The 26060-nt window shown below is 45.9% G+C and carries 25 protein-coding genes and 1 other annotated feature; of the genes, 18 read left to right on the forward strand and 7 right to left on the reverse strand.

All coding sequences use genetic code 11. The annotated features are described in order from the left end of the window. The first annotated feature begins 60 nt into the window (after window positions 1–60). From trpS to nrdG, 7 genes are all read left to right on the forward strand, one after another. Window positions 61–1071 carry a tryptophan--tRNA ligase gene (trpS, locus tag HMPREF9698_RS04095; RefSeq protein WP_003777588.1) on the forward strand — a complete coding sequence of 337 codons (1011 nt, stop codon included), beginning with the start codon at window positions 61–63 and terminating at the stop codon, window positions 1069–1071. A gap of 287 nt (window positions 1072–1358) precedes the next feature. After that, a complete protein-coding gene (nrdH, locus tag HMPREF9698_RS04100; RefSeq protein WP_003777590.1) occupies window positions 1359–1586 on the forward strand; it encodes a glutaredoxin-like protein NrdH in 228 nt (75 codons plus the stop codon). A gap of 1 nt (window position 1587) precedes the next feature. Next, window positions 1588–1968 (forward strand): class Ib ribonucleoside-diphosphate reductase assembly flavoprotein NrdI, encoded by a 381-nt coding sequence (nrdI, locus tag HMPREF9698_RS04105; protein ID WP_003777591.1) that lies wholly within the window; start codon window positions 1588–1590, stop codon window positions 1966–1968. Next, window positions 1946–4117, forward strand: coding sequence for a class 1b ribonucleoside-diphosphate reductase subunit alpha (nrdE, locus tag HMPREF9698_RS04110; RefSeq protein WP_003777593.1), 2172 nt, complete (start codon window positions 1946–1948; stop codon window positions 4115–4117). The genes nrdI and nrdE overlap by 23 nt, the downstream gene beginning before the upstream one ends. 14 nt (window positions 4118–4131) lie before the next feature. Next, on the forward strand, window positions 4132–5091 hold the full coding sequence (gene nrdF, locus HMPREF9698_RS04115) for a class 1b ribonucleoside-diphosphate reductase subunit beta (protein WP_003777595.1): 960 nt from the start codon (window positions 4132–4134) through the stop codon (window positions 5089–5091). A gap of 126 nt (window positions 5092–5217) precedes the next feature. Then, window positions 5218–7395: an anaerobic ribonucleoside-triphosphate reductase gene (gene nrdD / locus HMPREF9698_RS04120; protein ID WP_003777597.1), complete on the forward strand. Its 2178-nt coding sequence runs from the start codon at window positions 5218–5220 to the stop codon at window positions 7393–7395. Next, complete coding sequence (nrdG, locus tag HMPREF9698_RS04125) at window positions 7395–7958, forward strand: anaerobic ribonucleoside-triphosphate reductase activating protein (RefSeq protein ID WP_003777598.1); 564 nt, start codon at window positions 7395–7397, stop codon at window positions 7956–7958. The genes nrdD and nrdG overlap by 1 nt, the downstream gene beginning before the upstream one ends. 118 nt (window positions 7959–8076) lie before the next feature. Here the strand turns inward: nrdG and HMPREF9698_RS04130 are convergent, their stop codons facing one another. After that, complete coding sequence (locus HMPREF9698_RS04130; protein WP_003777599.1) at window positions 8077–8514, reverse strand: DUF2188 domain-containing protein; 438 nt, start codon at window positions 8512–8514, stop codon at window positions 8077–8079. 216 nt (window positions 8515–8730) lie between these two features. Here HMPREF9698_RS04130 and HMPREF9698_RS04135 point away from each other — a divergent pair, with 216 nt between their 5' ends. Both HMPREF9698_RS04135 and HMPREF9698_RS04140 read left to right on the forward strand, forming a co-directional pair. Then, window positions 8731–9192, forward strand: a complete 462-nt coding sequence (locus tag HMPREF9698_RS04135; RefSeq protein WP_003777602.1) for a low molecular weight protein-tyrosine-phosphatase — start codon at window positions 8731–8733, stop codon at window positions 9190–9192. Between the two features lie 23 nt (window positions 9193–9215). Continuing rightward, window positions 9216–10085, forward strand: coding sequence for a fructosamine kinase family protein (locus tag HMPREF9698_RS04140; RefSeq protein ID WP_003777604.1), 870 nt, complete (start codon window positions 9216–9218; stop codon window positions 10083–10085). Between the two features lie 208 nt (window positions 10086–10293). On the opposite strand, the gene HMPREF9698_RS04145 is transcribed toward HMPREF9698_RS04140, so the two are convergent. The 3 genes from HMPREF9698_RS04145 to HMPREF9698_RS04155 are packed head-to-tail and all read right to left on the reverse strand — an operon-like array spanning window position 10294 to window position 12610. Next, complete coding sequence (locus tag HMPREF9698_RS04145; RefSeq protein ID WP_003777605.1) at window positions 10294–11043, reverse strand: amino acid ABC transporter ATP-binding protein; 750 nt, start codon at window positions 11041–11043, stop codon at window positions 10294–10296. A 28-nt stretch (window positions 11044–11071) separates the two neighbouring features. Then, window positions 11072–11737 (reverse strand): amino acid ABC transporter permease, encoded by a 666-nt coding sequence (locus HMPREF9698_RS04150; RefSeq protein WP_003777608.1) that lies wholly within the window; start codon window positions 11735–11737, stop codon window positions 11072–11074. Window positions 11738–11761: 24 nt separating this feature from the next. Continuing rightward, window positions 11762–12610 (reverse strand): substrate-binding periplasmic protein, encoded by an 849-nt coding sequence (locus tag HMPREF9698_RS04155; protein WP_003777610.1) that lies wholly within the window; start codon window positions 12608–12610, stop codon window positions 11762–11764. Window positions 12611–13603: 993 nt separating this feature from the next. Here HMPREF9698_RS04155 and HMPREF9698_RS04160 point away from each other — a divergent pair. Next, window positions 13604–15556, forward strand: a complete 1953-nt coding sequence (locus HMPREF9698_RS04160) for an alpha/beta hydrolase family protein (RefSeq protein WP_003777614.1) — start codon at window positions 13604–13606, stop codon at window positions 15554–15556. A 107-nt stretch (window positions 15557–15663) separates the two neighbouring features. Here the strand turns inward: HMPREF9698_RS04160 and HMPREF9698_RS04165 are convergent, their stop codons facing one another. From HMPREF9698_RS04165 to HMPREF9698_RS04175, 3 genes are all read right to left on the reverse strand, one after another. After that, window positions 15664–17604 carry a fructose-specific PTS transporter subunit EIIC gene (locus tag HMPREF9698_RS04165; RefSeq protein ID WP_003777616.1) on the reverse strand — a complete coding sequence of 647 codons (1941 nt, stop codon included), beginning with the start codon at window positions 17602–17604 and terminating at the stop codon, window positions 15664–15666. Window positions 17605–17844: 240 nt separating this feature from the next. Next, complete coding sequence (gene manA, locus HMPREF9698_RS04170) at window positions 17845–18795, reverse strand: mannose-6-phosphate isomerase, class I (RefSeq protein WP_003777617.1); 951 nt, start codon at window positions 18793–18795, stop codon at window positions 17845–17847. 38 nt (window positions 18796–18833) lie between these two features. Next, window positions 18834–19382: a Gx transporter family protein gene (locus HMPREF9698_RS04175; protein ID WP_040292458.1), complete on the reverse strand. Its 549-nt coding sequence runs from the start codon at window positions 19380–19382 to the stop codon at window positions 18834–18836. Between the two features lie 326 nt (window positions 19383–19708). Between HMPREF9698_RS04175 and HMPREF9698_RS04180 the strand changes: the two genes are divergently transcribed. The 8 genes from HMPREF9698_RS04180 to rplJ all read left to right on the forward strand — a co-directional run bounded on the left by HMPREF9698_RS04180 (window position 19709) and on the right by rplJ (window position 26005). Beyond that, window positions 19709–20782 carry an FAD:protein FMN transferase gene (locus HMPREF9698_RS04180; protein ID WP_003777621.1) on the forward strand — a complete coding sequence of 358 codons (1074 nt, stop codon included), beginning with the start codon at window positions 19709–19711 and terminating at the stop codon, window positions 20780–20782. 229 nt (window positions 20783–21011) lie between these two features. Beyond that, window positions 21012–21164 (forward strand): 50S ribosomal protein L33, encoded by a 153-nt coding sequence (rpmG, locus tag HMPREF9698_RS08650; RefSeq protein WP_083860995.1) that lies wholly within the window; start codon window positions 21012–21014, stop codon window positions 21162–21164. A 35-nt stretch (window positions 21165–21199) separates the two neighbouring features. Next, window positions 21200–21367, forward strand: coding sequence for a preprotein translocase subunit SecE (gene secE / locus HMPREF9698_RS04185; protein WP_003777623.1), 168 nt, complete (start codon window positions 21200–21202; stop codon window positions 21365–21367). Window positions 21368–21489: 122 nt separating this feature from the next. Then, the gene (locus tag HMPREF9698_RS04190; RefSeq protein WP_003777626.1) at window positions 21490–23139 is read left to right on the forward strand and encodes a PTS transporter subunit EIIC; all 1650 of its coding nucleotides are present in this window, start codon (window positions 21490–21492) and stop codon (window positions 23137–23139) included. 234 nt (window positions 23140–23373) lie between these two features. Further along, window positions 23374–23916 (forward strand): transcription termination/antitermination protein NusG, encoded by a 543-nt coding sequence (gene nusG / locus HMPREF9698_RS04195; RefSeq protein ID WP_281086590.1) that lies wholly within the window; start codon window positions 23374–23376, stop codon window positions 23914–23916. Window positions 23917–24058: 142 nt separating this feature from the next. Then, complete coding sequence (rplK, locus tag HMPREF9698_RS04200; protein WP_003777629.1) at window positions 24059–24484, forward strand: 50S ribosomal protein L11; 426 nt, start codon at window positions 24059–24061, stop codon at window positions 24482–24484. Between the two features lie 97 nt (window positions 24485–24581). Then, window positions 24582–25280, forward strand: coding sequence for a 50S ribosomal protein L1 (gene rplA / locus HMPREF9698_RS04205; protein WP_003777631.1), 699 nt, complete (start codon window positions 24582–24584; stop codon window positions 25278–25280). 55 nt (window positions 25281–25335) lie between these two features. Beyond that, window positions 25336–25466, forward strand: a sequence feature (ribosomal protein L10 leader region). A 29-nt stretch (window positions 25467–25495) separates the two neighbouring features. Further along, window positions 25496–26005, forward strand: coding sequence for a 50S ribosomal protein L10 (rplJ, locus tag HMPREF9698_RS04210; protein WP_003777633.1), 510 nt, complete (start codon window positions 25496–25498; stop codon window positions 26003–26005). Window positions 26006–26060: the final 55 nt, after the last annotated feature.

Genomic DNA, 26060 nt, shown 5'->3' on the forward strand with positions numbered 1-26060 from the left:
TTATTCGCCCGGGGATCTTGTGTATAATGGAAGGGACTTTAAATAGCAAGGAGACTTGTCATGACTAATGTAATATTAACCGGAGACCGGCCAACAGGGAAACTTCACCTGGGCCACTTTGTAGGGTCCTTGCGTAATCGGGTCCGGATGCAGGCTGATCCAGACAATGACCTCTACATTATGGTGGCTGACCAGCAGGCCTTGACTGACAATGCCAGAAATCCCAAGAAAGTTCAGGATTCTATCTTGCAGGTGGCCTTGGATTATTTGGCAGTGGGGATTGACCCGGCCAAAACCACCCTCTTTATCCAGTCCCAAATCCCCCAATTGCCGGAATTAACCCTCTACTTCCTCAACTTGGTGACTACTTCAAGACTTAAGCGGAACCCGACAGTGAAGTCTGAAATCCAGCAGAAAGATTTTAAAAGCTCGATTCCAGCCGGCTTTTTCATCTATCCGGTTAGCCAGGCTGCTGATATCGCTGCCTTCAAGGCCAGCCATGTTCCGGTTGGCGACGACCAAAAACCCATGATCGAACAAACCCGAGAAATTGTCCGCGACTTTAATAGCACTTACCAAACAGATGTTTTGGTCGAACCCGATATTGTCCTTCCCCCTAAAGGCCAGGGTCGTTTGGTAGGGATTGACGGGTCAGGCAAGATGAGTAAGTCTTTGGGGAACGGGATTTACCTGTCTGATTCTGAAGATGAAATCCAAAAGAAAGTCATGTCCATGTATACTGACCCAGACCACATCCATGTGGAAGACCCGGGCAAGGTTGAAGGCAATGTCGTTTTTACCTACCTGGATGTTTTTGCCCAAGACAAGGACAAAGTTCAAGACTTAAAAGACCACTACCGGGCTGGAGGTTTAGGGGATGTCAAGCTCAAACGATACCTTAATGAAGTCCTTCAAGCCCAGCTCAAACCCATCCGGGACCGCCGGCAAGAATTGGAAGCTAACCTAGATTATGTCTACTCCATCCTCAAAGATGGGAGCCAGGCTGCAGAAAAAATTGCCAGCCAGACCCTAGACCAGGTTAAAGAGGCCATGGGGATTAATTATTTCTAAATTATACCAAATCTGCTATCCAATAAAATAACTTCTATATTTATACTTTTATTGAAAACACTCCCATGGTTGTTATCATGGGCTTTTTTCTTAAACAGACCCAAGATGTAGTGTTATATAATAATGATATATCCATATTTTGTGTTTTTCACTTGTTTTCTTTTAAGCCTTTCGCTAAAATAGAGGATGTAAATAAAGACATCTCGACATCAAGTATGGCCAATTGCTTGGACTGACTGCCAATTGGTCCAACTTGAAAGAAGAGATTTAGCCTGGAGGAAATGAAGATGAAAAAAATTGTTGTATACTCAAAACCCAATTGCATGCAATGCCAGTTTACCAAAAAATTCTTAGAAGACCGGGGCATTCCCTATGAAAGCAAGGATGTCCAGTCTAGCGACCAAGCCTTAAATGAAGTGAAAAATATGGGCTACACCTCTCTACCAGTGGTCTTGGCAGATGGCTTGGGTTCTTTCAACGGCTTTAGACCCGACATGCTTAGCAAGTTGGCCTAAGATGAAAGTTGTTTATTTCAGCATAACAGGTCAAACCCGTAAATTTGTCAACAAGCTGGACATGGATTTGCTGGAGGTGTCTCCGGCCGATCCTTTTATTTACCTAGATGAAGACTTTATTATCGTCACCCCCACCTACGATGCCCAGGTGACCGACTTCTGGTACGATTTTTTGGAAACAGGGGACAACAAGGCCCACTTCAAAGGAGTTGCTGGTGGCGGCAACCGGAATTTTAATGACTTGTTTATTTTTACTGCCAAGGACCTGGCTCGTGACTATGGGGTCCCCTTGATCCATGCCTTTGAATTCCAAGGCAGTGATTATGACGTTGAGACTTTAAAGAAAGAGGTGGAAGCACTTGACCACGTTAAAGACCGCTGAAACAACTTACTTTCAGCTCAATAATGAAATTAACCGACCTGTTAATAACCAAATCCCTCTCCATAAGGACAAGGAAGCCTTAGACGCTTATTTTAGAGAGGAAATCAACCCGAAGACCCTGGAATTTGACAGCCTTAGGAAGAAGATTGACTACTTAATTGATGAAGACTTTATCGAAGAAGGCTTTATCAAGAAATACCCTTTTGACTTTATCAAGGACCTCTTTGACCAAGTCTATGCCAAAGATTTCCGCTTCCGGTCCTTTATGGGGGCTTACAAGTTTTACACCCAGTATGCCTTGAAGACGGACGACAAGTCTCACTACTTAGAGCGGTATGAAGACCGGGTTGCTTTTAACGCCCTCTTCTTGGCAGACGGGGACCAAGACTTGGCTCAAAATATTGCCCAAGAGATGATCAGCCAGCGCTACCAACCAGCTACCCCAACCTTTTCCAATGCGGGTCGCAAGCGGCGGGGTGAATTTGTCTCTTGCTTCTTGATCCAGATGACCGATGACATGAACTCCATCGGCCGGGGGATAAATTCTGCCTTGCAACTGTCTCGGATTGGGGGCGGGGTCGGTGTCAACCTGTCCAACCTTCGGGCAGCTGGTGACCCCATCAAGAAAATCCAAAATGCTTCTTCCGGTGTCTTGCCGGTTATGAAACTCTTGGAAGACTCTTTCTCCTACTCCAACCAACTTGGTCAGAGAAATGGGGCGGGGGCGGTTTACCTTAGTGTCTTCCACCCAGATATTATCTCCTTCCTGTCCACCAAGAAGGAGAATGCGGATGAGAAGGTCCGGGTCAAGACTCTTTCTCTTGGCCTAGTCGTCCCAGACAAGTTCTATGAACTGACCCGAAAAAATGAAGATATGTACCTCTTCAGTCCCTATGATGTGGAGCGGATTTACGGCACACCATTTTCATACGTTGACATCACCGCTAAATATGACGAGATGGTGGCCAACCCTGACATTAAGAAAACCAAGATCAAGGCCCGGGAATTGGAGACGGAAATTTCCAAGCTCCAACAAGAGTCTGGTTACCCATATGTTATTAATATTGATACAGCCAACCGGGCCAATCCCATTGACGGTAAGATTGTCATGAGTAACTTGTGCAGTGAAATCTTACAAATCCAGGAGCCTTCCCTCATTAAGGGCAACCAGGACTATGAAAAATTAGGAACGGACATTTCTTGTAACTTGGGGTCGACCAACATTGTCAACCTGATGGAGACTGACGATTTTGAGCGGTCGGTCGAGACCATGGTTCGGGCTTTGACCCACATTACTGACACATCTGATATTGATGTGGTCCCATCGATCAAAAATGGGAACGACAAGTACCACACCATTGGTTTAGGGGCTATGGGCCTCCACACCTTCTTTGCCCTCAACCAAATGCACTATGGGTCGCCTGAGTCGATTGAGTTTACCGATGCTTACTTCTTGCTCTTGAATTATTACAGCCTCAAGGCTTCCAACAAAATTGCCAAGGAGCGCGGTCAGACCTTTGCTAATTTCGAAAATTCTGACTATGCTTCCGGCCGGTATTTTGACTCTTATACTGCTAGCGACTTTCACTTTGACTCTGACAAGGTCCGCCAAATATTTGCAGACCGGGGGATTGACCTGCCAACCGCCCAAGACTGGCAAGACTTGAAAGAAGCCGTTATGGAAGACGGGCTTTACCACCAAAACCGCTTGGCAGTTGCCCCAACTGGGTCCATTTCCTATGTCAATGAGACCAGTGCCAGCATCCACCCTATCACCCGCTTGATCGAAGAACGGCAGGAAAAATTGACCGGTAAGACTTACTACCCTGCCCCTTACCTGTCCAACGAAACCATTGACTACTATACTTCAGCCTATGATACCGACATGCGGAAGGTGATTGATGTTTATGCTGCAGCCCAAAAACACGTGGACCAAGGCATGAGCTTGACCCTCTTCTTGCGGTCCGTCTTGTCTGAGGAATTGTATGAATGGAAGCAGGGCCACTCCGACAAGCAGACCACCAGGGACTTAAACATCCTCCGGCACTATGCCTTTGACAAGGGGATTAAGTCCATCTACTATGTTCGAACCTTTACCGATGATGAAGAAGAAGTCGGCGCAAATGCCTGCGAATCTTGCACTATTTAGGAAGGAGGGCTAGGATGAGTGATTTTTATCAAGCCATTAACTGGAACAACCTAGAAGATTTGATTGACAAGTTGACCTGGGAAAAGTTGGTGGAACAGTTTTGGACCGATACCCGGATCCCGGTTTCCAATGACCTGAATGACTGGCGGGAGCTTTCCCCAGAAGAAAAAGATATGATTGCCAAGGTCTTTGCCGGATTGACCCTCCTGGACACCCTCCAGTCCCAGGACGGTATGTCTGTGATGAAAGACAGTGTCCGGACCCAGCACGAAGAAGCGGTCTTCAACAATATTGAATTTATGGAGTCCATGCATGCTAAGAGCTACAGCTCCATCTTCTCCACCTTAAACACCAAGGAAGAGATTGAAGCCATCTTTGACTGGGCTCACTCCAATGACCTCCTCCAGAACAAGGCCTTGAAGATCAATGAAATCTACCAGAGTCGCCATCCTCTTAAAATCAAGGTAGCCAGTGTTTTTTTGGAATCCTTCTTGTTTTATTCCGGCTTTTTTGCTCCCCTATATTACCTGGGCAACAGTAAAATGACTAATACAGCTGAAATTATCAAGTTGATCTTAAGAGATGAGTCGGTCCACGGCACCTATATCGGCTACAAGTTCCAACTAGGCTACAATGAACTAGATGAAGCGGACCAGGAGGACTTGAAGAACTGGGCCTACCAGCTTCTTTACGACCTTTATGAAAACGAGATGGAATATGCCAGCACGATCTATGACCAGCTGGGCTGGACCGACAAGGTGGGGACCTTTATGCGGTACAACGCCAACAAGGCCTTGCAAAACCTGGGCTTTGACCCCTTCTTCCCTGATACAGCAGAAGACGTGGACCCCCTCGTGATGAACGGGATCTCAACGGGAACTTCCAACCATGACTTCTTCTCCCAAGTCGGTAACGGCTACCGCTTGGGTATGGTGGAGGCCATGAGTGATGACGACTATACCCAGTGGTTATAAGGGTCTTGCTGGTCATTAACGACTTAAAAATAAAGACTTGGCTTGCACCTTAGCGAGGGTGGAAGCCAGGGCTTGTTTTTACCAGCGTATGTGAAAGAAATCACTAGAAAGAAAGGATGTTGACTGATGGTACGGACCCAACAATTGCAGTTAAATGTTTTAGTCCAACCGACCTATGTAAACAAGCGGGATGGTCGCCAGCAAGCCTTTGACTTTGACAAATTTTACCACTCCTACAGCCAGGCCTACCAGGCTAGCCAGGAGTCTGGGGACCAGGTCAGCTCTGCCGACTTCCAAGACTACTTCCTCCAACTTTTTAAAGACTTACCAGGCGACCAGATCCAAGCAGCTAAACTTTACCAACTGATGGAAGACTACCTAGAAGACAGCCAGCAGACTGACTGCTTGGAGGCCTTCCAGTCTATCCGGCGCAAGAAGGTAGACCATTTTAAGAAACAAAGGGATATCAACCAAAGGATTAACACCCTCTTGGACCGGGACCAGGATGTCGTCCATGAAAACGCCAACAAGGATAGCAATGTCTTCAACACCCAACGTGATTTGACAGCTGGCATTGTGGCCAAGGCCACAGGCTTGAAGATGCTGCCGGATCATGTGGCCAATGCCCATGAAAAGGGAGAGATCCACTACCATGACCTGGACTACTCGCCCTACTCTTCTATGAGCAACTGCTGCTTGATTGACTTCAAGTCTATGTTTGAAGAAGGCTTTTACATCGGCAATGCCGAAGTAGAAACACCTAAATCTATCCAGACTGCCACTGCTCAAACAGCTCAAATCATCGCCAATGTGGCTTCTAGCCAGTATGGGGGTTGTACCTTCGACCGGGCAGACCAAGTTTTAGCCCCTTACGCTGAGAAAAACTACCAAAAACACCTGGCTGTGGCCCAAAAATGGATTGAGGACCCTGACAAGCAGAAGGCCTTTGCCAAGGAAAGAACCAAAAAAGATATTTACGATGCCATGCAAAGCCTGGAATATGAGATCAACACCCTCTACACCTCCCAAGGACAAACCCCTTTTACCACAGTAGGCTTTGGCCTGGGTCAGTCTTGGTTTGAGCGGGAAATCCAAAAGGCCATCCTCCAGGTCCGGATTAAGGGCTTGGGCAGGGAAGAGCGGACTGCTATTTTCCCTAAATTGATTTTTACTATTAAGGAAGGGCTCAACCGCAAACCAGATGACCCTAACTATGACGTGAAGGAACTGGCCTTGGAATGCTCAACCAAGCGCATGTACCCGGACATCATAAACTATGATAAAATTATCGAATTAACCGGTAGCTTCAAAGCTCCAATGGGTTGCCGGTCCTTCCTCCAAGGCTGGCGGGATGAAAAGGGTCAAGAAGTTAATGCCGGTCGGATGAACTTGGGGGTCGTTACCCTTAACCTGCCCCGGATCGCCATGGAATCAGGCGGGGACTTTAACCGTTTCAAAGAGATTTTAGACGACCGCCTAGACATTGCCCACGATGCCTTGGTCTTTAAGGCCAATCGGGTTATGGACACCAAGCCAGAGAATGCTCCAATCCTCTACATTCACGGGGCCTTTGGCAAGCGGACCAAGCCAGGCGGGGATATCAAGTCCTACTTCAAGAATCGCCGGGCCACCGTTTCCCTAGGTTATATCGGCCTTTACGAAGTGGCTACCGTCTTTTACGGTGGTCAGTGGGAGGACAATTCCGAGGCCAAGGCCTTTACCCTAGACATTGTCCGCTATCTTAAGGAAAAAACTGGAGAGTGGTCCGACCAAGAAGACCTCCACTTCAGCCTCTATGCCACCCCTAGTGAAAGCTTGACAGACCGTTTTAATCGCCTAGACAAGGATAAGTTTGGTCTTGTGGAAAATATTACCGACAAGGAGTACTACACCAATAGCTTCCACTATGATGTCCGCAAAGATCCGACCCCTTTTGAAAAGCTGGACTTTGAAAAAGACTACCCTAAATATTCTAGCGGTGGTTTTATCCACTACTGTGAGTACCCTAAACTCCAAACCAACCCCAAAGCCCTAGAAGCTGTCTGGGACTATGCTTACGACAAGGTGGGCTATTTGGGGACAAACACCCCGATTGACCACTGCTATGAGTGTGGCTATGACGGCGACTTTAAGCCAACTGACCGGGGCTTTGAGTGCCCAAGTTGTGGCAATACCAACCCGGACACCTGCGATGTGGTTAAACGAACCTGTGGCTATTTGGGCAATCCCCAAAAACGCCCCATGGTCCACGGCCGCCACAAGGAAATTCAGTCCCGGGTTAAACACGTCAAGGGTGAGTCCTAATGGCTAAGGATCCGACCCAATGGACGTCTGACCAATTTTCCAAGGGCTACATTGCTGACTACAAGCCCTATAACTTTGTTGACGGGGAAGGAGTCCGGTGCAGCCTCTATGTGTCTGGTTGTCCCTTTGCCTGCCCGGGCTGCTATAACAAGATTGCTCAGAACTTCTCTTACGGCAATCCTTATACTAAAGACTTAGAAGACCAAATTATAGAAGATCTAGCGGCCGATTACTGTCAGGGTTTGACCCTCTTGGGCGGGGAGCCTTTCTTAAACACCGGAGTCACCCTGTCCTTGGCCAAACGGGTCCGGCAAACATACGGCCAGGCCAAGGATATCTGGTCCTGGTCTGGCTATACTTGGGAAGAAATTGTCGACAAGGGAACAGAGGATAAAAAAGAACTCTTGTCTTACCTGGACATTTTGGTGGATGGCCGTTTTAAACAAGACCAATTTGCCCCAGACCTCCATTTTCGGGGCAGTGCCAACCAACGGATTATCGATGTTCCCCAGTCTCTGGACCAAGGGGAGATTGTCCTCTGGCACAATGGAGACTACAAATAAAAAGAGGCTAGGACTGCTTGATTGAGTCCTAGCTTCTTTTACTTGAAAACTGGTTGGTGGGGTAAGTTGAAGTCTTAGCTTGGTCCGGGGATTGGCCATTATTGGCTTTTTAGAGGCGTCAATTTTCTTTTTGGTCTTGCTTGGTATAGGAGACAACTTGACTCCTCTTGTTGCTAGCGATTTCGTTGGCCCGGCCTAGCGCTTCCTTCTTGCTAGCATAGGAATGACTGGCTTGGTCAGCTCCTTCCGTTCTGACCTGCCACTGGTTTTTGTCGGCATCGAAGGAGACCAGGACGTCCTGGTCTAACAAGTCTGGATCAGCTGCTTCTTCATGGGAGTCGGATTTTTTAGGCCGGCTACCGTACTTGGCCGCCTGAATCTCTTTTGGACTAGCCCCTTCTGCCCAGTTCTTGGCCTGCTGGATGGCAATCGGAATGGCCTGGCCTTCTGGATAATCGCTATCTAGGAGACTGTTAGCTATCTCGATGGCTTTTTTGCGGACCGGAAGGGCTAGGTTTTTAAAACGATCGGGGTAATTTTTTAAGTTCCAGGGCATAGTGGACCTCCTTTTTAAAATGGTTTGCTTAGTTTACCATGAAGGCTAGGTCAAAGCTTATCTAAGCTTTTGGCTTAAAAGCAGGTGTGGGTGTCTTTCTGGCTAGGAGGGGTTTTTAGCTTTTCCTAAAAATGGACTCAGTTTTAGGATCTCTTTGTTCATTTTGCTAGACTATTGGTATAATACTTGTAAAGAAATTAACGGGGAGGAATCTTTATGATCAAGGTAGTCTTTGTTTGTTTAGGAAATATTTGCCGGTCTCCCATGGCCGAAGTTGTTTTTAAAGACTTATTAGAAAAAGAAGGCATAGCCGACCAAGTCCAGGTGGATTCAGCTGGAACTTCTAGCTTGGAAGAAGGCAATCCGGCCCACCAAGGCACCCAGGACCGACTTGCCCAGGAAGGTTTATCAGCGGAGGGTTTACACTCCCGCCCCATCGATCAAGAAGACCTAGAAGCTGATTACATTGTAGCCATGGACCAGAGTAATGTGAACGATATTTTGGCCTATATCTCAGGTCGACCAGCTGGCCAGGTGAAAAAATTACTCGCCTATGCTGGTAGCCAGAAAGATATTGCTGACCCTTGGTACACCGGCGATTTTGATGCCACTTACGCGGATGTGATAAAGGGCTGCCAGGGGCTTTTAGACGAAATAAAGGCCAAGCATTTTGACTAAGACAAACTAGGAGCAGGGTAGACATGTTGAATTTAAAGCAATGGAAGGAAAAATTGCCAGTTGAGAACTTACAGACTTTACAGCCAGTAGCAGGTGGGTCTATCAATGAGGCTTATGAAGTCCAAACGTCATCAGGCAAGTATTTTCTCCTGGTCCAACCCGGAGCCAAAACAGATTTTTATGCAGCTGAAATTGCTGGCTTAAAGCTTTTTGAAGACCACCAGGTCACCGCCCCCAAAGTTGTGGATGCCGGCCAGTTAAATGGGGATGCCTACCTCCTCTTGTCTTACTTGGATGAAGGAGGGTCTGGCAGCCAGTCTCAATTAGGCCAGCTGGTTGCCAAGCTCCACCAGGTGGAGTCTGATTCAGGCCAGTTTGGTTTTGACTACCCAACTGATATGGCGGATATTGCCTTTGACAACCATTGGACAGAGACCTGGCTTGACCTCTTTATCAAGGGCCGGATTGACCCCATGTATGACCGGATCAAAAGCCAAGGCTACTGGGATCAGGGGCAAGCAGCCAAGGCTGACCAAGTGTATGACATCATGGTGACCAGCCTCAAAGACCATGATTCGAGGCCCTCTCTTTTGCATGGAGACTTATGGTCAGGCAATGTAATGTTCCTTGAAGACGGGTTTCCCGCCATCTTTGACCCGGCCCCATTTTACGGCGACCGAGAATTCGACTTGGGAGCCACCTTAACCTTTGGGGGCTTTGGCCCAGACTTTTACCAGGCCTATGAAGAAGCCTACCCCTTAGAACCAGGAGCCTGGGACCGGATCGAATTCTATAACTTATACCTGCTCTTGCTTCACTTGATAAAATTTGGGTCTAGCTACCAAGGAGGCGTAGCCCGGAGCATGGATAAGATTATTCAAAATGTTGAATAGAAGGTGAAACAAGCCAGCCCCTTAGCTAGGGCTGGCTTGTTTGCTTATTAATGACAAGAGTTTTGCGGGTGGGCTTTCTCGAATAAACCGTGTTATTCGAGAATTTATGGTCATTTTTCTCAAACAACTAATGTTATTCGAGAATTTCCCCCAATTTTTCTCGAACAAGGGCCATGGTTTGAGAAACACAACCGCTCTTAAATCTAGCCTAGTAATAGCTAGTGTCTAAAAATTTGCGAAGATCAGTATCAGTAGGGTTATCCAAGGTGTCTTCTGGACTTCCATCCGCTGCAATCTGACCCTGGTTCATAAAAAGGACTCGGTTGGCTACTTTTCTTGCAAAAGAGATTTCATGGGTAACCAGGAGCATGGTGGTGTTGCCTTCTTCCACCAAGCCTTGGATAGTGGCTAAAACCTCTGACACCAACATGGGGTCTAGGGCTGAAGTGGGTTCGTCAAAGAGGAAGACCTTGGGATTGACGGCTAAAGACCGGGCAATCCCCACCCTTTGTTGCTGGCCTCCTGATAGCTCTGAAGGGTAGGCATCTTGACGGTTGGCCATACCGACTTTTTCTAATTGTTCTAAGGCAATGGACCCAGCCTGGTCTTTGTCCACATTCCGGACGGTGACTAAAGATTCCATCACATTTTCTAGGGCGGTCATGTTTTTGAATAAGTTGTAGTGTTGAAAGACCATGGAGGATTGGAGGCGGAGTCTTTGCACGTCTTTCTTAGAGTGAGACTTAGCATCCACTGTAACGTCTCCGATGGTAATTTTTCCGCTAGTGGGTTCATTTAAATAATTTAAGGTTCGCAGGAAAGTTGACTTACCGGTTCCAGAGGGGCCAATAATGGCGACGATTTCCTTGTCTTTGACTTCTAAGTTGATGTCTTTGAGGACGGTATGGTCGCCAAAACTTTTAGACAGATTCTCGATCGTCACTACATTTTCCGTCATAAAAAACAACTCCTTTCACGAAACTAGCTTAATAAGCCTGGGATGATTTTTTAGCGATATAGCGTTGGAAAAGGCTGAGGAGGCCAACAATGACCAGGTAGACAATGATTACGCCTGCATAGATTTCAAAGTAAGCAAAGGTCCGTGACCCTTCAACCCGGGCAGCCCCCATGACATCAACGACCCCTAAGACAAAGGAAAGAGAGGTCATTTTGGTAATGCTGATTACATTGTTAAAGAGGCTGGGGAGGGCTATCCGGGTTGCTTGAGGAATAATGACCCGGCGCATGAGCTGGCTGTCGGTCATCCCCAAGGAGTAGGCGGCGTCCTTTTGCCCTTCTTCAACAGATAAGAGGGCTCCCCGGATGCTTTCAGCCATAAAACCACCTGCTGTCATGCTGATAACGATGGAGACAGCGTTGAGGGGGTTCATATTCTGTACAAAGTCACTGTACATGGCAATCCCATAGTAAAAGAAGTACAAGAGGGCAATCAAAGGAGCACTCCGGATGACGAAGAGGTAGACCTTGGCTAGGGGGTCGAGGATTTTAATTTCATAATAGTTGATCACGGCTAGAATAAGGCCAATGATCAAGCCAAATAAGGTGGCCACAAGGGTTAAATACAGAGTAAAGCGGGCAGAGTAAAAGAGCTGGGGCAGGACTTCAAGCAAGTAGGAAAAATCAAATCCCATATTGGTTATTCCCTCCTAATGAACTTAGTCAAAGTCGTATTCATCTAAATCGATATCTTCTAAGTTTTTGGTCATATCCGAAAAGAGCCATTTTTCCGTAATTTCACCCATTGTGCCGTCTTCCACCATGTCTTCGATGACCACATTTAATTCATCTCTGAGCTGGGCATGTTCAGGAGTGTCTGGCAAGAAGTAAACAACGGGTGCGGCGGTAAGGTTTTCTTCTAGGATTCGGAAGTCGGCATCTCTCGTTTCAATGTATTCGTTCAGCAAGGATCTTGGGGCTCCCACAGCATCAACACTGTCAATTTCCAGCTGCAAGAAGGCATCAGTGGTGGAGTCGTAACGAACGACTTCAAAGTCCATTTCTTCAGCCATTTCCGTCAAGGGAATATCAGCTGCTTGACCAGCTTGGACTCCGACAGTCTTACCTGACAGGTCCTCTAGGCTTTGGATGTCTTCATTGTCAGACTTAACCCCGATGGTATTAGCGTCGGCATAGGCTGGGACGGTGTAGATATATTTTTCGGCCCGCTCTTCGGTCAAGCCATAATTGTTGGCAGCGACATCGCTTCGGTCCGTATCTAATTGACCAAAGGTAGCACTAGACCCGACTCGTTGGACTTGGACATCCCAGCCGGTTCTCTCTTCAATCTCTTCCCAGATCTCAGCTTCTGTCCCGGTCCAGGTCCCATCTTCTTCAACCAAGCTGTAGGGGTGGCCGGTACCGACAGTAGCTACCCGGACGGGGCCTTCCCATTGGTCCATTTCTGCGCTTTCTTGGTCTTCTTCTGACCCACAAGCAAGTAAGACCAGGGCAAGGGCAGCAAGAAAAGCTAAGAGAGAGGTTTTTTTAGAGAAAAGTTTTTTCACTTCTATCAATCCTTCCTATTTTGTTTGTAAAAAAGCCCCTACGCACTGGTTCCAGTACATAAGGGCAAAGTTATCTTTACGGTTCCACCTTATCATTGCAGTTAGACCGACCAACTGCATCACTCATCCTGTTAGTCTATAAAGACTAGCACTTAGCGGTAACGGGCTAGACCGGCACCAGCTCAAGTGAACCACAGCTTTAGGTTCAGTTTCACTGATACGATTCAAAGATGCACTTCCAAGCAAGGACTGGTCCGCTTGCACCAACCGGACTCGCTAGTCAGTTTACTTACTTGTACTTTTCTTATCCTCATCATTTCTCTCTTGCTTAGTTAAAAGGTAGCAAAAATATGATTAGCTGTCAAAAAGTAAGTATTTAAATATGCAATTATTTGGAAATAAATTCATATTGGCAAAGATTGCTAGCTGAGGTGCATGAAAAAAGCTGAGTCTTGATCTTGAGGACCAAATACCTATGACGCATTTTATTCTTAATCTCGACCCACAGTTCGAGAATTTTCGGCTATTATTCTTAAACAACCTTTGTTATTCGAGAATTTTTTCTCGTTTTTCTCAAACAACGTCAGTTATTCGAGAATTAATGGCCATTTTTCTCAAACAACGCAAGTTATTCGAGAATTTCCCTCCATTTTTCTCGAACAAGGGCCATGGTTTGAGAAAAACCACCGTTCTTAAATTTGCCTTAGTAATAACTAGTGTCTAAAAATTTGCGAAGGTCAGTATCGGTGGGGTTATCCAAGATTTCTTCTGGACTTCGATCCACAGTTTGAGAATGACATTTGTTTTTTAAATCTGAACTACAGTTGAGACATAACTAGCTAAGCTAGTGCTAATGGTTAGCGGGTAGTTTTCTTATTTTTTAACTAGGGTAAAAACAATATATCAGCGGGTCTTCAGTCAAACTTAATTGACGTCAGGTCAATAAAGTGAGAAAATATTGATAATATTTTAATTACTAAGGGAGCCGATTGTGTGAGTAAAATAACGAGCCAAAGTTTATATGAATTAAAAAATGTGTCCCAGCCCCTTGCCGTGGATGAGGCAGTTTTTTACCTGGAGACAAGGATTGATAAGGAAAGCAATAGCTACAAGACTTCCTTGTGGCGATTGGATTTGAAGAATCAGGACCGGACCCTCTGGCTAAGTGAGGACTACAATCCCACTGCCATTGAAGTTTCGCCTAATCAGAAGTACCTGTCCTTCCTCTCTAGCTTTAAAGGGGAAAAGGCCCAGCTATACCTCATTCCACTTACAGGTGGGGGAGCTTTTGCCTTAACGGATGAAAAACAGGGTGTCACTAGCTACCTCTGGACTGCCAATTCCGCCTCCCTCTACTACCAAACCAGCCATAAGGAAGAGGAAGATCAAAAGGCAGGTTCAACATGGCCCCAGCCAACTAAGATTAACCGCCTGCAACACAAGGCAGACGGGGTGGGCCTCTTGCCGGAAGACTTGACCTATCAAGTGAAGCAGGTAGCTGTGGCTAGCCAAGAAGTCAGCACCGTTTTGGAAAAAGACCAGGCTTTTAACCTCCAATATGTGGCTCAAGATGAAAGCTATCTCCTTTATGTGGACCGGCTAGACCCGGATGATGAGTGGGTCTACGGGGCCAGTGTATACGAGTATAATATCGCCCAAAAAAAGGCCCGCTTGGTAACGGGCGACTATCCAAAGGGGAGCTTTTACTTTGAGGCTGTCAATAGTGACGAAACGGCCTTCCTCTTATCCGGGAATGACTTTAGCCATGCCTTTGTCAGCCTGGAAAACCTTTACCTGTGGGACCGAGAAAGCCAAGAAGTAACTAATGTGTCAGTTGAAGACAAGATGGTAGGCGATACTATTGTGGGCGACTTCCAGCAAAAGATTAGCGGCTTTCCAGTTAAATGGGTGTCAGACCAAGACTTCATTTATCCAGTCACCGATCATGGGAAAACAGTCCTCTACCAGGGAAATGTCCAGGGGCAGAACGAAAAAGTTTTGGATGAAAAAATCCACCTCACTGGCGGTGACCCAGTCAAAGCGAACCAATTAGTGGTGACCTATTCGACTTTAAACCAACCCAGCCGGCTCGCCTTGGTCGACCTTAACAGCCGGGAAATCACAGACTTGTACAATCCCAACCAAGCCTTTGAAGCGGACCACACTTTTGCAGACATCGACAGCTTCTACTACACAGGGGCGGATAATGACCAAGTCCAGGGCTGGTATGTCAAGCCGCTAGAGTCAAGCGACAACCACCCTGCTGTGGTTTATATCCACGGTGGACCTCAAGTCAACTATGGGGAAAGCTTCTTCCACGAAGTTCAATACTTGGCTGGAGCAGGATATGGAGTGGTTATGCTCAACCCTCATGGGGGAAACAGTTACGGTCAAGAATTTGTGGCTACCATCTTGGGTGATTACGGCAACAAGGATTATGAAGATGTCATGCTAGGGACGGATTATGTCCTGGACCAGTACCCAAATATTGACCCTGACCGCTTATTTGTGGCTGGGGGCAGTTACGGTGGCTTTATGACCAACTGGGTTGTCGGCCACACCCACCGCTTCAAAGCAGCTGTTACCCAGCGGTCGATTTCCAACTGGATCAGTTTCTACGGGACCAGTGATGTGGGAGCCTTCTTTGTCGAGTTCCAACTGCAAGCTGACCTCAGCCGGCCAGAAGACTTGTGGCGGATGTCTCCGCTCGCTTATGCCAGCCAGTCCACCACCCCGCTTTTAGTCCTCCACGGTCAGGAAGACTTGCGTTGCCCTCAAGAGCAAGGTGAACAGATGTATATCGCCATGAAAAAAGCTGGAGTCGACACCAAGCTGGTCTTGTACCCTGACTCTAGCCACGGTCTGTCCCGGCAAGGCCTTCCGAATTTGCGAATCGAACGCTTGGAAGAAATCAAGGCCTGGTTTGACCACTATGCTGGTTTATAGTGGTGAAACAAAGTCGGACTTATAAAAAGCCAATCAGTGAAAAACAGCCAAGAGTCACGGTTACTCTTGGCTGGTTTTGATTTCTTTTGGAGAATAATACATTAATTCTATTGAATCTCTGATAATATTTGTTCTAATTGTTCTTTATCGGAAACTTGAAGCAATTTTTGTCTAAATTCTGAATCAGTTAACTTACGAGCTAGGATTTGTAGAATCTTCAAATGGAGGTCATTTTGGTTTTCTTCTGGGACTAAGATTAGGAAGATTAGATTAACTGGTTCTCCGTCCATACTGTTCCAGTCAATAGCTTGTGATGGACGAGCAAATAAGACTCTAGCCTGTTTTATAGCTTCCGATTTAGCATGAGGGATTGCAATGCCATCACCTACCCCCGTACTACTTTCTTCCTCCCGCTTCCAAATAGCTTGTAAAACTTGATTTTTATTAGTAATTAAATTTTCAAGTTCTGGTAAACTGATTAGCTTGTCCAAAAGATCTTGTTGGTTGTCTTCCGGAGTATCTAATAACCACAAATTTTGATTGGTTAAATCTAATAAGTTCAGTTGATTGGAGCTAAATGATGGCTGAGGGTTTTTGGTTTGTGTAGGTGGATTGGAATCTAATGGCTGGGCACTACCTTGAACAGCAAGCTCCTTCTTAGGCATGAGAAGACCAATTAAAATAGTTGCAACAACCACACCAGCTAAAACTGCTACAAAAAACATTAAGACATTATCAACAGCTCCAAGGACCGCTACAATCGGCCCACCGTGGGCAACATGGTCTGTTACACCAGTTAAAGATGCTACAATTGCCCCTACAGAAGAACCTACCACAATAGAAGGAATAACTCTAAAGGGTGCTTTGGCAGCAAATGGAATAGCCCCTTCTGTTATTCCGAAAAAGCCCATAAAGAGAGATGCTATTCCTGTAGTCTGGTCGGCTTTAGTAAATTTGTGTCTATAAATCAATGAAGCTAAACCAGTAGCTAATGGTGGGATACAAATAGCAACTGCTATTGCTCCCATTACACTTACTTCACCGTCTGCAATCAAACCCACACCAAATAAAAAAGCAGTTTTATTGAAAGGTCCCCCCATATCAACAGCTATCATAGCTCCAAGGATAGCAGCTAAAATGGCCATGTTGGGACCTTGAAGATTAGCTAGCCAGTTTGTCAGACTGGTAAATAGCGAGGCGACTGGAGCCCCAATAAGGAAGATAAATAGTAAACCGACTACTAAAGATGAAATAATGGGTATAAAAATAATAGGCATGACGGAGTTCATCGCTTTGGGTACTGGTATTTTTTTAATAAGTAATGCTACATAACCAGCTATGAAACCAGTTATAATTGCTCCAATAAAACCTGTGTTTGTATCGGCAGCATAAAAGGATTCATTGACAGCAATAAAACCACCAACCATACCCGGAACTAAGCCTGGTCTGTCTGCAATAGCATAGGCGATATAGGCTGATAGTACTGGGCCCATAAAACTCATAGCTACTTCACCGATACCATTAATGCTCTGCCATATGGAATCTTCAGGTATTACAAAGCCAGCTTCGGTTGGTTGGCCACCGAGTGTAAGCGAAAGAGCAATTAAAAGTCCACCAGTTACAACAAAGGGGATCATGTGGGAGACACCATTCATTAATGCCCGGTAGACAATGTTTTCATTTCCACCGTTAGATGCCTGGTCTTTAACGGATTGAGCTTTACCTGATGAGTAAATTTTTCCTTTTTGATCCAAGGTATCCTGAATTAATTTTTGGGGCTTGTTAATGCCCTCTCTCACTGAAACCTCTATTATAGGTAAGCCTTCAAACCTAGATTTATCGATATTAGTATCTGCTGCAATAATTAAACCGATTGCTTGATCAATTTCTTCCTGGCTAAATTTATTTTCTACCCCCACTGAGCCATGTGTTTCTACCCTAACTTGGACTCCTAAATCTGCCCCGGCTTTTTCTAGGTTTTCAGCTGCCATATAAGTGTGAGCCACTCCTGTTGGGCAGGAAGTAATTGCAATTATTTGTTTGTCCATTTGTACTCCTCCTCCAAATGATCAAGATAATCATATCACGATAAGCGCTTACACACAATAGCTTATAATCTGACTATTTTAGCAAAAAGGAAGTAATATTAATCAATAAAGTTTAAATTATAAGTAAAAGAGTAGCTTGTAAACCATTTTGGAGGAATGGAGGCGAATTTATTTGACAAGGTAGCCGCCGCAAGTAAATAGTCTGGTTATATCGTAGTCATGTTGTATTTATATAATTTACTAGTTTGGACGTGAGGCGATCAGGTCTAAATTCCCTTTTAAGCTTACTTCAGAAATTTTGTAAGGTAAGATAAACGAAGATCCTTTAGAAATCTTGTAAGTTTGGTCTTGATAAATAATTTGACCTTGCCCCTCTATAACAGTTACTAGGGTATAAGGATCATCCAGTTTTATATTAACTTGATTCCTAACTTCAAGTTTATAGACACTAAAATAGTTGTGACTGATGAAATGAGTGAGATAGGACTGGCCTAATTGCTTGATGTCAGGTTCATTTTTTGGATCACGATGGGGAATCATGGCTACTTCTATTGATTGATCAATGTGCAGTTGACGTTTCTTCCCTAGACTGTCAGTACGGTCATAATCATAAACACGGTAAGTCGTATCTGAACTTTGTTGAGTTTCTAAAATCGTAACACCGGCCCCGATAGCATGAATGGTACCGTGGGGGACATCATAAAATTCTCCAGCTTTTACTGGTATCTCTCGCAAAAGATCATTCCAATTCCCTTCCTTAACCATTTGTCGAAATTCCGCCTTACTTTTGGCATTGTGTCCATATATTATTTTGGCACTAGGCTCAGCTGATAGGATATACCAACACTCTCGCTTACCTAGATCATTTTCGTGGATCTTGGCATAGCTATCATCTGGGTGGACTTGGACAGATAAATCACCTTGAGCATCTAAAATTTTAACCAACAGAGGGAAATCTTCTTTATTCTCGTAACCGAATAAGTCTGGTCGTTCTTTGTATAGGTCGCCAAGTCTTTGACCATTCATTTTTGGGGGATAGGATATAATTGATTGCCCGTGAGGATGGCCACTGATGATCCAGGCTTCTCCAGTGTGATCACTAGGAATATCAAAATTGAAGTCTTCCCTCAATTTTTCACCACCCCAAATTTTTTCTCTAAAATATGGTTGTAGAAATATAGGTTCTAACATGACAATTCCTCCTTTATGGTTTGATTATTGACGGAAAACTAACCCAACCGTCTTCTATTTTCATTTTCGTAATCTTGGCGGAACTTTCGCATGACGTTGACATATTCAAGGAGGTAGTTGCCGGCGATTCCGATGGCGACACCCGCTAAGATGCCGACAAAGGAAAGGACAGGGAGGTAGAGGAGGACGGTCCAGGTTTGGGCAATGATGCTGGCCATAAAGAGTTGGCCGACATTATGGAGGATGCCCCCGGTGGCGCTGACCCCGATGACACTGACCTTGCTTTGGCCTAAAAATTTGACCAGGAGCATGCCTAGGTAGGAAAACATGGCCCCCATAAAGCTATACAGAAAAGTTGACAGGGTCCCGCCTAGGAGGCTGGTCATGACTAGGCGGATCATGACCACCTTGAAACTATCTTTGATGGGCAGGGTGTAGATAGCAATCAGGGTAATGAGGTTGGCAATTCCCAGCTTGGCACCTGGGGCAAGGGCAAAGGGGAAGGGAATCGCATTTTCTGCCAGGCCTAAAACGACAGCCTGGGCCGATAAAAGGGCAATGTAGATCATTTTTTGCGTCCGGGTCATCATAACCATCCTTTGTATTAGTTTATTTTGCCACATCTGGGCTTAGACTTCTAGAAGAAATTAAGATTTGACAAGTTATACTTGGCTAGGTGTCAGGGCAAATCATCAAGAAGACCGAGAATAACTTGCTTCACCAACTTCTAAGCTATCCTGTAAAAATCCTCATGATTCCGGGTATAATAGAAAAGAGTCTTAGGACTAAGTATCAATGGCTAGCAGGGGTAGGCATTTTTGAGCCTTACCCAGCTAAATTCGTCCGATTGCATGGACAGGGCCTTAACTTTTCGGTAAAATGGTAGCGATTTAAAATGTGAGGAGTATGTCAAGTGCTGAAGGACAAAAAAATCCTAGTCCTCTTAATATCTTTCTTGTTGGTCTTAACTGCTTGTTCTCAGGCGGGAGAAGATGATCCGAGAGACCTAGCAGACCAACCCTATGAACGCCAAGAATTTCTACTGGGGACCCTGGTGGATATCTCGGTTTATGACCAAGGCCAGGAAGAGGCCTTAGACAAGGCGGTTGACCGGATAGAAGAATTGGATGGTATTTTTTCCATGACCAATCCAGATTCAGAGGTTTATGCTATCAATGAAGCTTCTGGCAAAGAACCGGTCCAAGTTTCGGATGAGGTTTATTATGTGATTGAAAATGCCCTGGACTATGCCGCAATCTCTGACGGGCGGATGGACCCCACCATTGGAGCCTTGACCGATATCTGGGGAATTGGCCAAGAGGATGCCCAGGTCCCTAGCCAGGAGGAGATCGACCAGGCTTTGCCCCTGGTTAATTATGAGAATGTAGAGCTTGATGAGGAAGCCAAGACAGTCTACTTGACTCAAGAAGGGATGAAGCTAGACTTGGGGGCTATCGCCAAGGGTTACATTACCGACCAAGCCAAGGATGTTTTAGTTGAGGAGGGGGTCACCACGGCTATTGTCGACCTAGGTGGGGACATCTTTCTCTTGGGGTCATCCAGCCGTGGCCCTCAGGACAACTGGCGGATAGGCATCCAAAACCCCTTTGATGAAAGAGGGGAAATTGTTGGCTTGTTGCCGGTCATGGATGAAGCTGTGGTTACCTCCGGTATTTATGAGCGGCTGATTACCGGTGAGAACGGCCAGGAATACCACCACATCTTAGACCCAGAGACTGGCTACCCTTTTGACAATGAGCTAGCTGGTTTGAGTGTGGCGGCTGCAACCACCATGGATGCTGATGCCCTAGCCACTGTCTTGTTTTCTATGGGTTTGGACCAGGGCATGGAGTATGCTTCCAGCTTAGAAGATGTAACAGCCGTCTTTATCACCCATGACCAGGAGATTTATGTGTCGGAAGGGGATGCATCTGAGTTTGAACTCTTGGATGAATCCTTTGACTTCAAGGGGGATTCCTTGGATTAAAGATTCATTTTTTGCTCAACTCTCTTAGGCCAGCCTAGACCTTGTCTCATGGTCAAGGACCTAGTCTAGGTCTAAGCTAGCACCCCCATGCTTACCCCACTATGAAGGTAGACCTTCCAGTTAGCAAACTAGAGAGACAGGCAGGGCAAGCTCTTCTGAAAATCATTGACAGCAAGGCCCGGTCATGATAAAGTCATTTTGCAGATACATGCAAGGGGAGGTGGCTGACTTGGCTCAAAAGAAAATAGGACTAGCCTGCACCATTTGTGGCTCGCGCAACTATACCAAGCCGGCGGGGTCTAAGAACCGGACAGACCGCTTGGAAGTGAAGAAGTTTTGCAAGTATTGTGGCAAGCACACCACCCACAAGGAAACACGGTAAGTAACAATGGAGTTTAAAAAGAACGGAGGGGTGAAGTGAAGAAGGTAACCACCTTTTTTAGAGAAGTCAAAGAAGAAATGCAAAAAACGGATTGGCCAAGTGGTAAGGAATTGCGGAAAGATTCGGCGACAATTTTCGGCGTCTTGATCTTTTTCTCAGCTTTCTTCTACCTGTCAGACTGGATTTTAACCACACTATTATAAGAAGCAACTTTTAATACTTAGTTAAAACAGCTCCTGGCCAAGGGGCTGTCCTTTTTGTTTGGGCCAGAAAGCCTGGCTCACAGCAAGTCACAAATCAATCAATTAAAAAGGAGAATTAAAGAATGAACGGGAAATTTTTTAACCTGATGCAAAAATTGGGCAAGACCTTTATGCTACCCATCGCCCTCTTGCCTATTGCCGGGCTCTTCTTAGGGATTGGGGCCTCTATTACCGGCCAAGCCTTTGTCGAACAGTGGGGTTTGGAAGCAGTCCTGGGTGAAGGGACTCTTTTAAATGGGATTTTGACCATTTTAACGGATGTTGGGGACGTGATCTTCTCCAACCTGGCCCTTTTGTTTGCCATCTCAGTGCCTATGGGTTTGGCCAAGGCCAAAAAGGAAGTGGCCGCCTTGTCTGGGGCAGTTGGCTACTTTGTGATGTATGCCAGTATGACCTCTACCATCCAAGTCTTTGGCAATATTGAACGCTTGCGGGAGATTGAAGGCTTGGTGGATTCTGTCTTAGGTTTTGAAGAAACCTTGAATACTGGGGTTTTTGGTGGGATCATTATCGGACTTCTAGTCACCTACCTACATAATAAATACTACAAGGTTAAGTTCCCTGATGCCCTCTCCTTCTTTGCCGGGACCCACTTTATTCCGATTGTGTCCACCTTGGCAGGGACTCTTTTAGGGATTCTTTTAGCCTTTGTTTGGCCTTATGTTGGGGCTGGTATTGCCTGGGTCGGCCAGGCCATTGCTTCAGCTGGGGTCATCGGGACCTTCTTCTATGGCTATGTCTACCGAGCCTTGATTCCCTTTGGTCTCCACCACGTTTTTTACCTGCCATTTTGGCAAACTGCCCTAGGTGGGACAGCCACAGTAGCGGGTGAAACCGTCCAAGGGGCTCAAAACATTGTCTTTGCCCAACTTCAAGCTGGGGAAGCCATTTCACCTGCGGCAGCGTCATACTTTTCCTTTGCCTTTCCTATGATGCTGGCTGGTTTCCCTGCAGCAGCCTTGGCTATGTACCACACTGCCCGCAAGGACCGGAAAGAAGATGTCAAGGGTCTCCTCCTATCTTCTTCTATCACTTCCTTCTTGACCGGGATTACCGAGCCGATTGAGTTTTCTATTTTGTTCGCTTCTCCCTTCTTGTACTTTGGGGTCAATGCGGTCTTGGCTGGTTTGTCTACCATTATCGTCCAGCTCTTAAACATTGGAGTCGGCTACACCTTCTCAGCTGGTTTTATCGACTTTGTCCTCTACGGAGTCTTGCCGGGAAATGGCCGGACCAACTGGATTGCCCTAGCCATCTTTACAGTGGTCTGGGGGGTTCTTTACTACATCCTCTTCCGCTTCAGTATTGAAAAATTCGACCTGAAAACACCAGGCCGGGAAGCAGATGATGAAGCAAGTCGCCTCCACACCAAGGATGAATACCGAGAAAGTAAAGGAATCGACAAGGTTAGTTTGGAAGAAGAAGACAGCCAAGCGCCTGCTCGTAAAGAAGACCAGCAATCAGCCCAAATCACCCAGGGCTTGGGTGGCCAAGACAACATTAGTGACTTTACCAACTGTGCTACCAGACTCCGGGTAACTGTGGCAGATGGGTCCAAGGTCCAAAAAAGCCTCTTGCAAAAAACGGGTGCAGCTGGTGTTGTTGTTAGTGGCAATTCTGTCCAAGTCATCTACGGAACCAAGGTTACCGGGGTGGCATCGGATTTAGAAGACTACTTGAATGACCAAGGCTGGTCCAGTGAAGACGAATAAAAACGATCATAACCAGGAGGGTAGGCCCAGTGTCGCCCCTCCTGGATTTTATTTGGCCAGGGTCAGGTAAATCGTCTGGTTTTTTCCTGAAGCCTGTGGTATGATGGTTGGTGAAATCAGTGGGTGAGTCCCAAAACTGGTTGAAAACTTTGCTGGAGAGGCAAGGTTTTTTATTTAGCCTTTTTTATAAAACTGTTAAAAAAACGATACGGAGGGAATAAAATGGCTGAAGAGTTGGAAAGTCAAAAAGCTTGGTACGTTTTGCACACCTATTCGGGTTATGAGAACAAGGTCAAGCAGAACTTAGAATCCCGGACTGAATCCATGGGAATGGAAGATAATATCTTACAGGTCCTGGTACCGGAGCAAGAAGTTTACGAAAACACAGAAGAGGGAGTGGAAAGAAAGACCGAAAAAACCTTCCCCGGTTATGTCTTAGTGGAGATGGTTATGTCTGATGAGGCCTGGTATGTGGTCCGGAACACCCCCAATGTGACCGGCTTTGTGGGGTCACACGGGGCCGGCAGTAAGCCGTCCCCTCTTTACCCAGAAGAAGTGGACAACTTGCTCCGCAGCATGGGCATGAACCCCCGTAAGGTTGACATTGAAGTGGAAATTGGCGAAAATATCCAGATTATTTCCGGTGCCTTTGCTGGTATGGAAGGGACCATCACCGAAGTGGAACCGGAAAAAGGCAAGGTCAAAGCCTCTGTCCAGATGTTTGGCCGGGAAACCACCACTGAGTTGGACTACCACCAAATTGCCAAAATGGATTAGGCACTTGATTGTCAAGTGATATTTGTGTATAATGATTGAGTGCTCTAAATAGGGATATTTGGGGTGCTGGAATAAAAAGTGGGAGAGGAAAAACACGATCCTCATTTTAACCACTCACGGACAAAACAAGGAGGTATGTCACGTGGCTAAAAAAGTTGTTGATGTAGTGAAATTGCAGATTCCTGCCGGTAAAGCAAGTCCTGCTCCACCAGTTGGGCCAGCTTTAGGTCAAGCAGGGATTAACATCATGGGTTTCACTAAAGAATTTAATGCTCGAACAGCTGAACAAGCTGGTATGATTATCCCAGTCGTGATTACAGTTTACGAAGACCGTTCCTTTACATTCATTACCAAGACTCCACCGGCTGCTGTTTTGCTTAAAAAAGCTGCTGGAATTGAGTCTGCTTCAGGAGAACCGAATAAAAACAAGGTTGCCAATGTAACCAGCGACCAAGTTCGCGAGATCGCTGAAACCAAAATGCAAGACTTAAACGCAGCTGACGTTGAAGCTGCCATGCGGATGGTCGAAGGGACTGCCCGCAGTATGGGGATCACAGTAGATAAATAAGCCTACTGAAAGATAGGTCCCTACTTAACTTGGCTTAACTTAGCCAGGAATCAGTGGGAGGTCAAACCGTTATTACCACAAAAGGAGGAATTATTTAATGGCTAAAGGAAGTAAAAAATACCTAGCTGCATTAGAAAAAGTTGACCGTGATAAATTTTACGACGCAGCTGAGGGAATTGAACTTGTAAAAGAAATTGACTATGCAAACTTTGACGCTAGTGTGGAAGTTGCCTACAAACTAGGGGTCGACCCTAAACAAGCTGACCAGCAATTGCGTGGGGCAACCGTTTTGCCACACGGGTCCGGTAAAACCCAAACCGTTCTTGTCTTTGCCAAAGGTGACGCTGCTAAAGCGGCTGAAGATGCAGGTGCTGACTATGTCGGCGACACTGGTTTGGTTGAACGGGTTCAAGCAGGCTGGCTAGACTTTGATATTGTCGTAGCTGCTCCTGATATGATGGCAGAAGTTGGGAAATTGGGCCGGATCTTAGGACCCAAAGGCTTGATGCCAAACCCTAAGACTGGAACTGTTACCCCAGATGTTGCCAAAGCTGTTAAAGATATCAAGGCTGGACAGGTCACCTACCGCTTAGACCGTCAGTCTAATGTCCACGTGACAATCGGTAAAGTTTCCTTTACCCCAGATGAGCTCCAAGACAACCTAGCAGCCATCCACGACATTATTTTGAAAAACAGACCAGCTGCTATTTCTCGATTGGCTTACCTGAAAAATGTAACCATTGCTAGTACATTTGGTCCAGGTGTCAAACTAGACCCAAGTACCATTATTAAATAAGTTAAAAAGAGTCTTGACCTGGTAGGGAAGTCTTGCTATACTTTACCAGGTCAAGATAATATTAAATATTAAGCCGAAGACAGTATGTGGGGCAACCCTTAATTTCATACCGAGGATTGAAATGTATACTAGACTATACACACTCCCTCTATGTCTGCGGTGACATTGAGGTTTTTTTATTGAAAACTTCAAAATTTCATAGGAGGTGTAGATGAATGCCAAAAGAAGAGGTTATCGCTCAGAAGCAAGCCCAGGTGGATGAGTTGAAAGACAAGTTCGAATCGTCTGTTTCAACCATTATCTTTGACTACCGGGGTTTGACTGTTGCGGAAGTCACTGAATTGCGTAAACAATTGCGTGAATCTGGTGTCGACATGCAAGTAGTTAAAAACACCTTGCTCCGCCGGTCAGCTAGCGATGCTGGTTTTGAAGACTTGGAAGATATCTTCAAAGGCCCAACTGCTATTGCCTTTAGTGAGGAAGAAGTTGTGGCACCAGCTAAAATTATCTCAGAATTTGCTGATGACCATGAAGCCATTGAGCTTAAAGGTGGCGTGATTGAAGGTAAAATTGCAACGCTTGAAACAATTGGCAAAATTGCTAAATTGCCAAGCCGGGAAGGTCTACTTTCTATGCTACTATCCGTCCTACAAGCGCCAGTCCGCAATACTGCACTTGTGGTCAAAGCCCTTGCCGAGAAGAAAGAAGAGGAAGACGCTGCCTAGTTTTGATCCAAACCAGGCTTTTCCTTAAAGCTAATAATCTTAATGAAAATGGAGG

This window comes from Alloiococcus otitis ATCC 51267 (genome assembly GCF_000315445.1).
GTDB classification, from domain to species: Bacteria; Bacillota; Bacilli; order Lactobacillales; family Carnobacteriaceae_A; genus Alloiococcus; species Alloiococcus otitis.

What these genes read in the sequence shown, in the direction of transcription:
- trpS (WP_003777588.1), top strand. Translation starts at nt 61, where the DNA reads ATGACTAATGTAATATTAACCGGAGACCGGCCAACAGGGAAACTTCAC.
- nrdH (WP_003777590.1), top strand. Translation starts at nt 1,359, where the DNA reads ATGAAAAAAATTGTTGTATACTCAAAACCCAATTGCATGCAATGCCAG.
- nrdI (WP_003777591.1), top strand. Translation starts at nt 1,588, where the DNA reads ATGAAAGTTGTTTATTTCAGCATAACAGGTCAAACCCGTAAATTTGTC.
- nrdF (WP_003777595.1), top strand. Translation starts at nt 4,132, where the DNA reads ATGAGTGATTTTTATCAAGCCATTAACTGGAACAACCTAGAAGATTTG.
- nrdD (WP_003777597.1), top strand. Translation starts at nt 5,218, where the DNA reads ATGGTACGGACCCAACAATTGCAGTTAAATGTTTTAGTCCAACCGACC.
- nrdG (WP_003777598.1), top strand. Translation starts at nt 7,395, where the DNA reads ATGGCTAAGGATCCGACCCAATGGACGTCTGACCAATTTTCCAAGGGC.
- HMPREF9698_RS04130 (WP_003777599.1), bottom strand. Translation starts at nt 8,514, where the DNA reads ATGCCCTGGAACTTAAAAAATTACCCCGATCGTTTTAAAAACCTAGCC.
- HMPREF9698_RS04135 (WP_003777602.1), top strand. Translation starts at nt 8,731, where the DNA reads ATGATCAAGGTAGTCTTTGTTTGTTTAGGAAATATTTGCCGGTCTCCC.
- HMPREF9698_RS04140 (WP_003777604.1), top strand. Translation starts at nt 9,216, where the DNA reads ATGTTGAATTTAAAGCAATGGAAGGAAAAATTGCCAGTTGAGAACTTA.
- HMPREF9698_RS04145 (WP_003777605.1), bottom strand. Translation starts at nt 11,043, where the DNA reads ATGACGGAAAATGTAGTGACGATCGAGAATCTGTCTAAAAGTTTTGGC.
- HMPREF9698_RS04150 (WP_003777608.1), bottom strand. Translation starts at nt 11,737, where the DNA reads ATGGGATTTGATTTTTCCTACTTGCTTGAAGTCCTGCCCCAGCTCTTT.
- HMPREF9698_RS04165 (WP_003777616.1), bottom strand. Translation starts at nt 17,604, where the DNA reads ATGGACAAACAAATAATTGCAATTACTTCCTGCCCAACAGGAGTGGCT.
- manA (WP_003777617.1), bottom strand. Translation starts at nt 18,795, where the DNA reads ATGTTAGAACCTATATTTCTACAACCATATTTTAGAGAAAAAATTTGG.
- HMPREF9698_RS04175 (WP_040292458.1), bottom strand. Translation starts at nt 19,382, where the DNA reads ATGACCCGGACGCAAAAAATGATCTACATTGCCCTTTTATCGGCCCAG.
- HMPREF9698_RS04190 (WP_003777626.1), top strand. Translation starts at nt 21,490, where the DNA reads ATGAACGGGAAATTTTTTAACCTGATGCAAAAATTGGGCAAGACCTTT.
- rplA (WP_003777631.1), top strand. Translation starts at nt 24,582, where the DNA reads ATGGCTAAAGGAAGTAAAAAATACCTAGCTGCATTAGAAAAAGTTGAC.
- rplJ (WP_003777633.1), top strand. Translation starts at nt 25,496, where the DNA reads ATGCCAAAAGAAGAGGTTATCGCTCAGAAGCAAGCCCAGGTGGATGAG.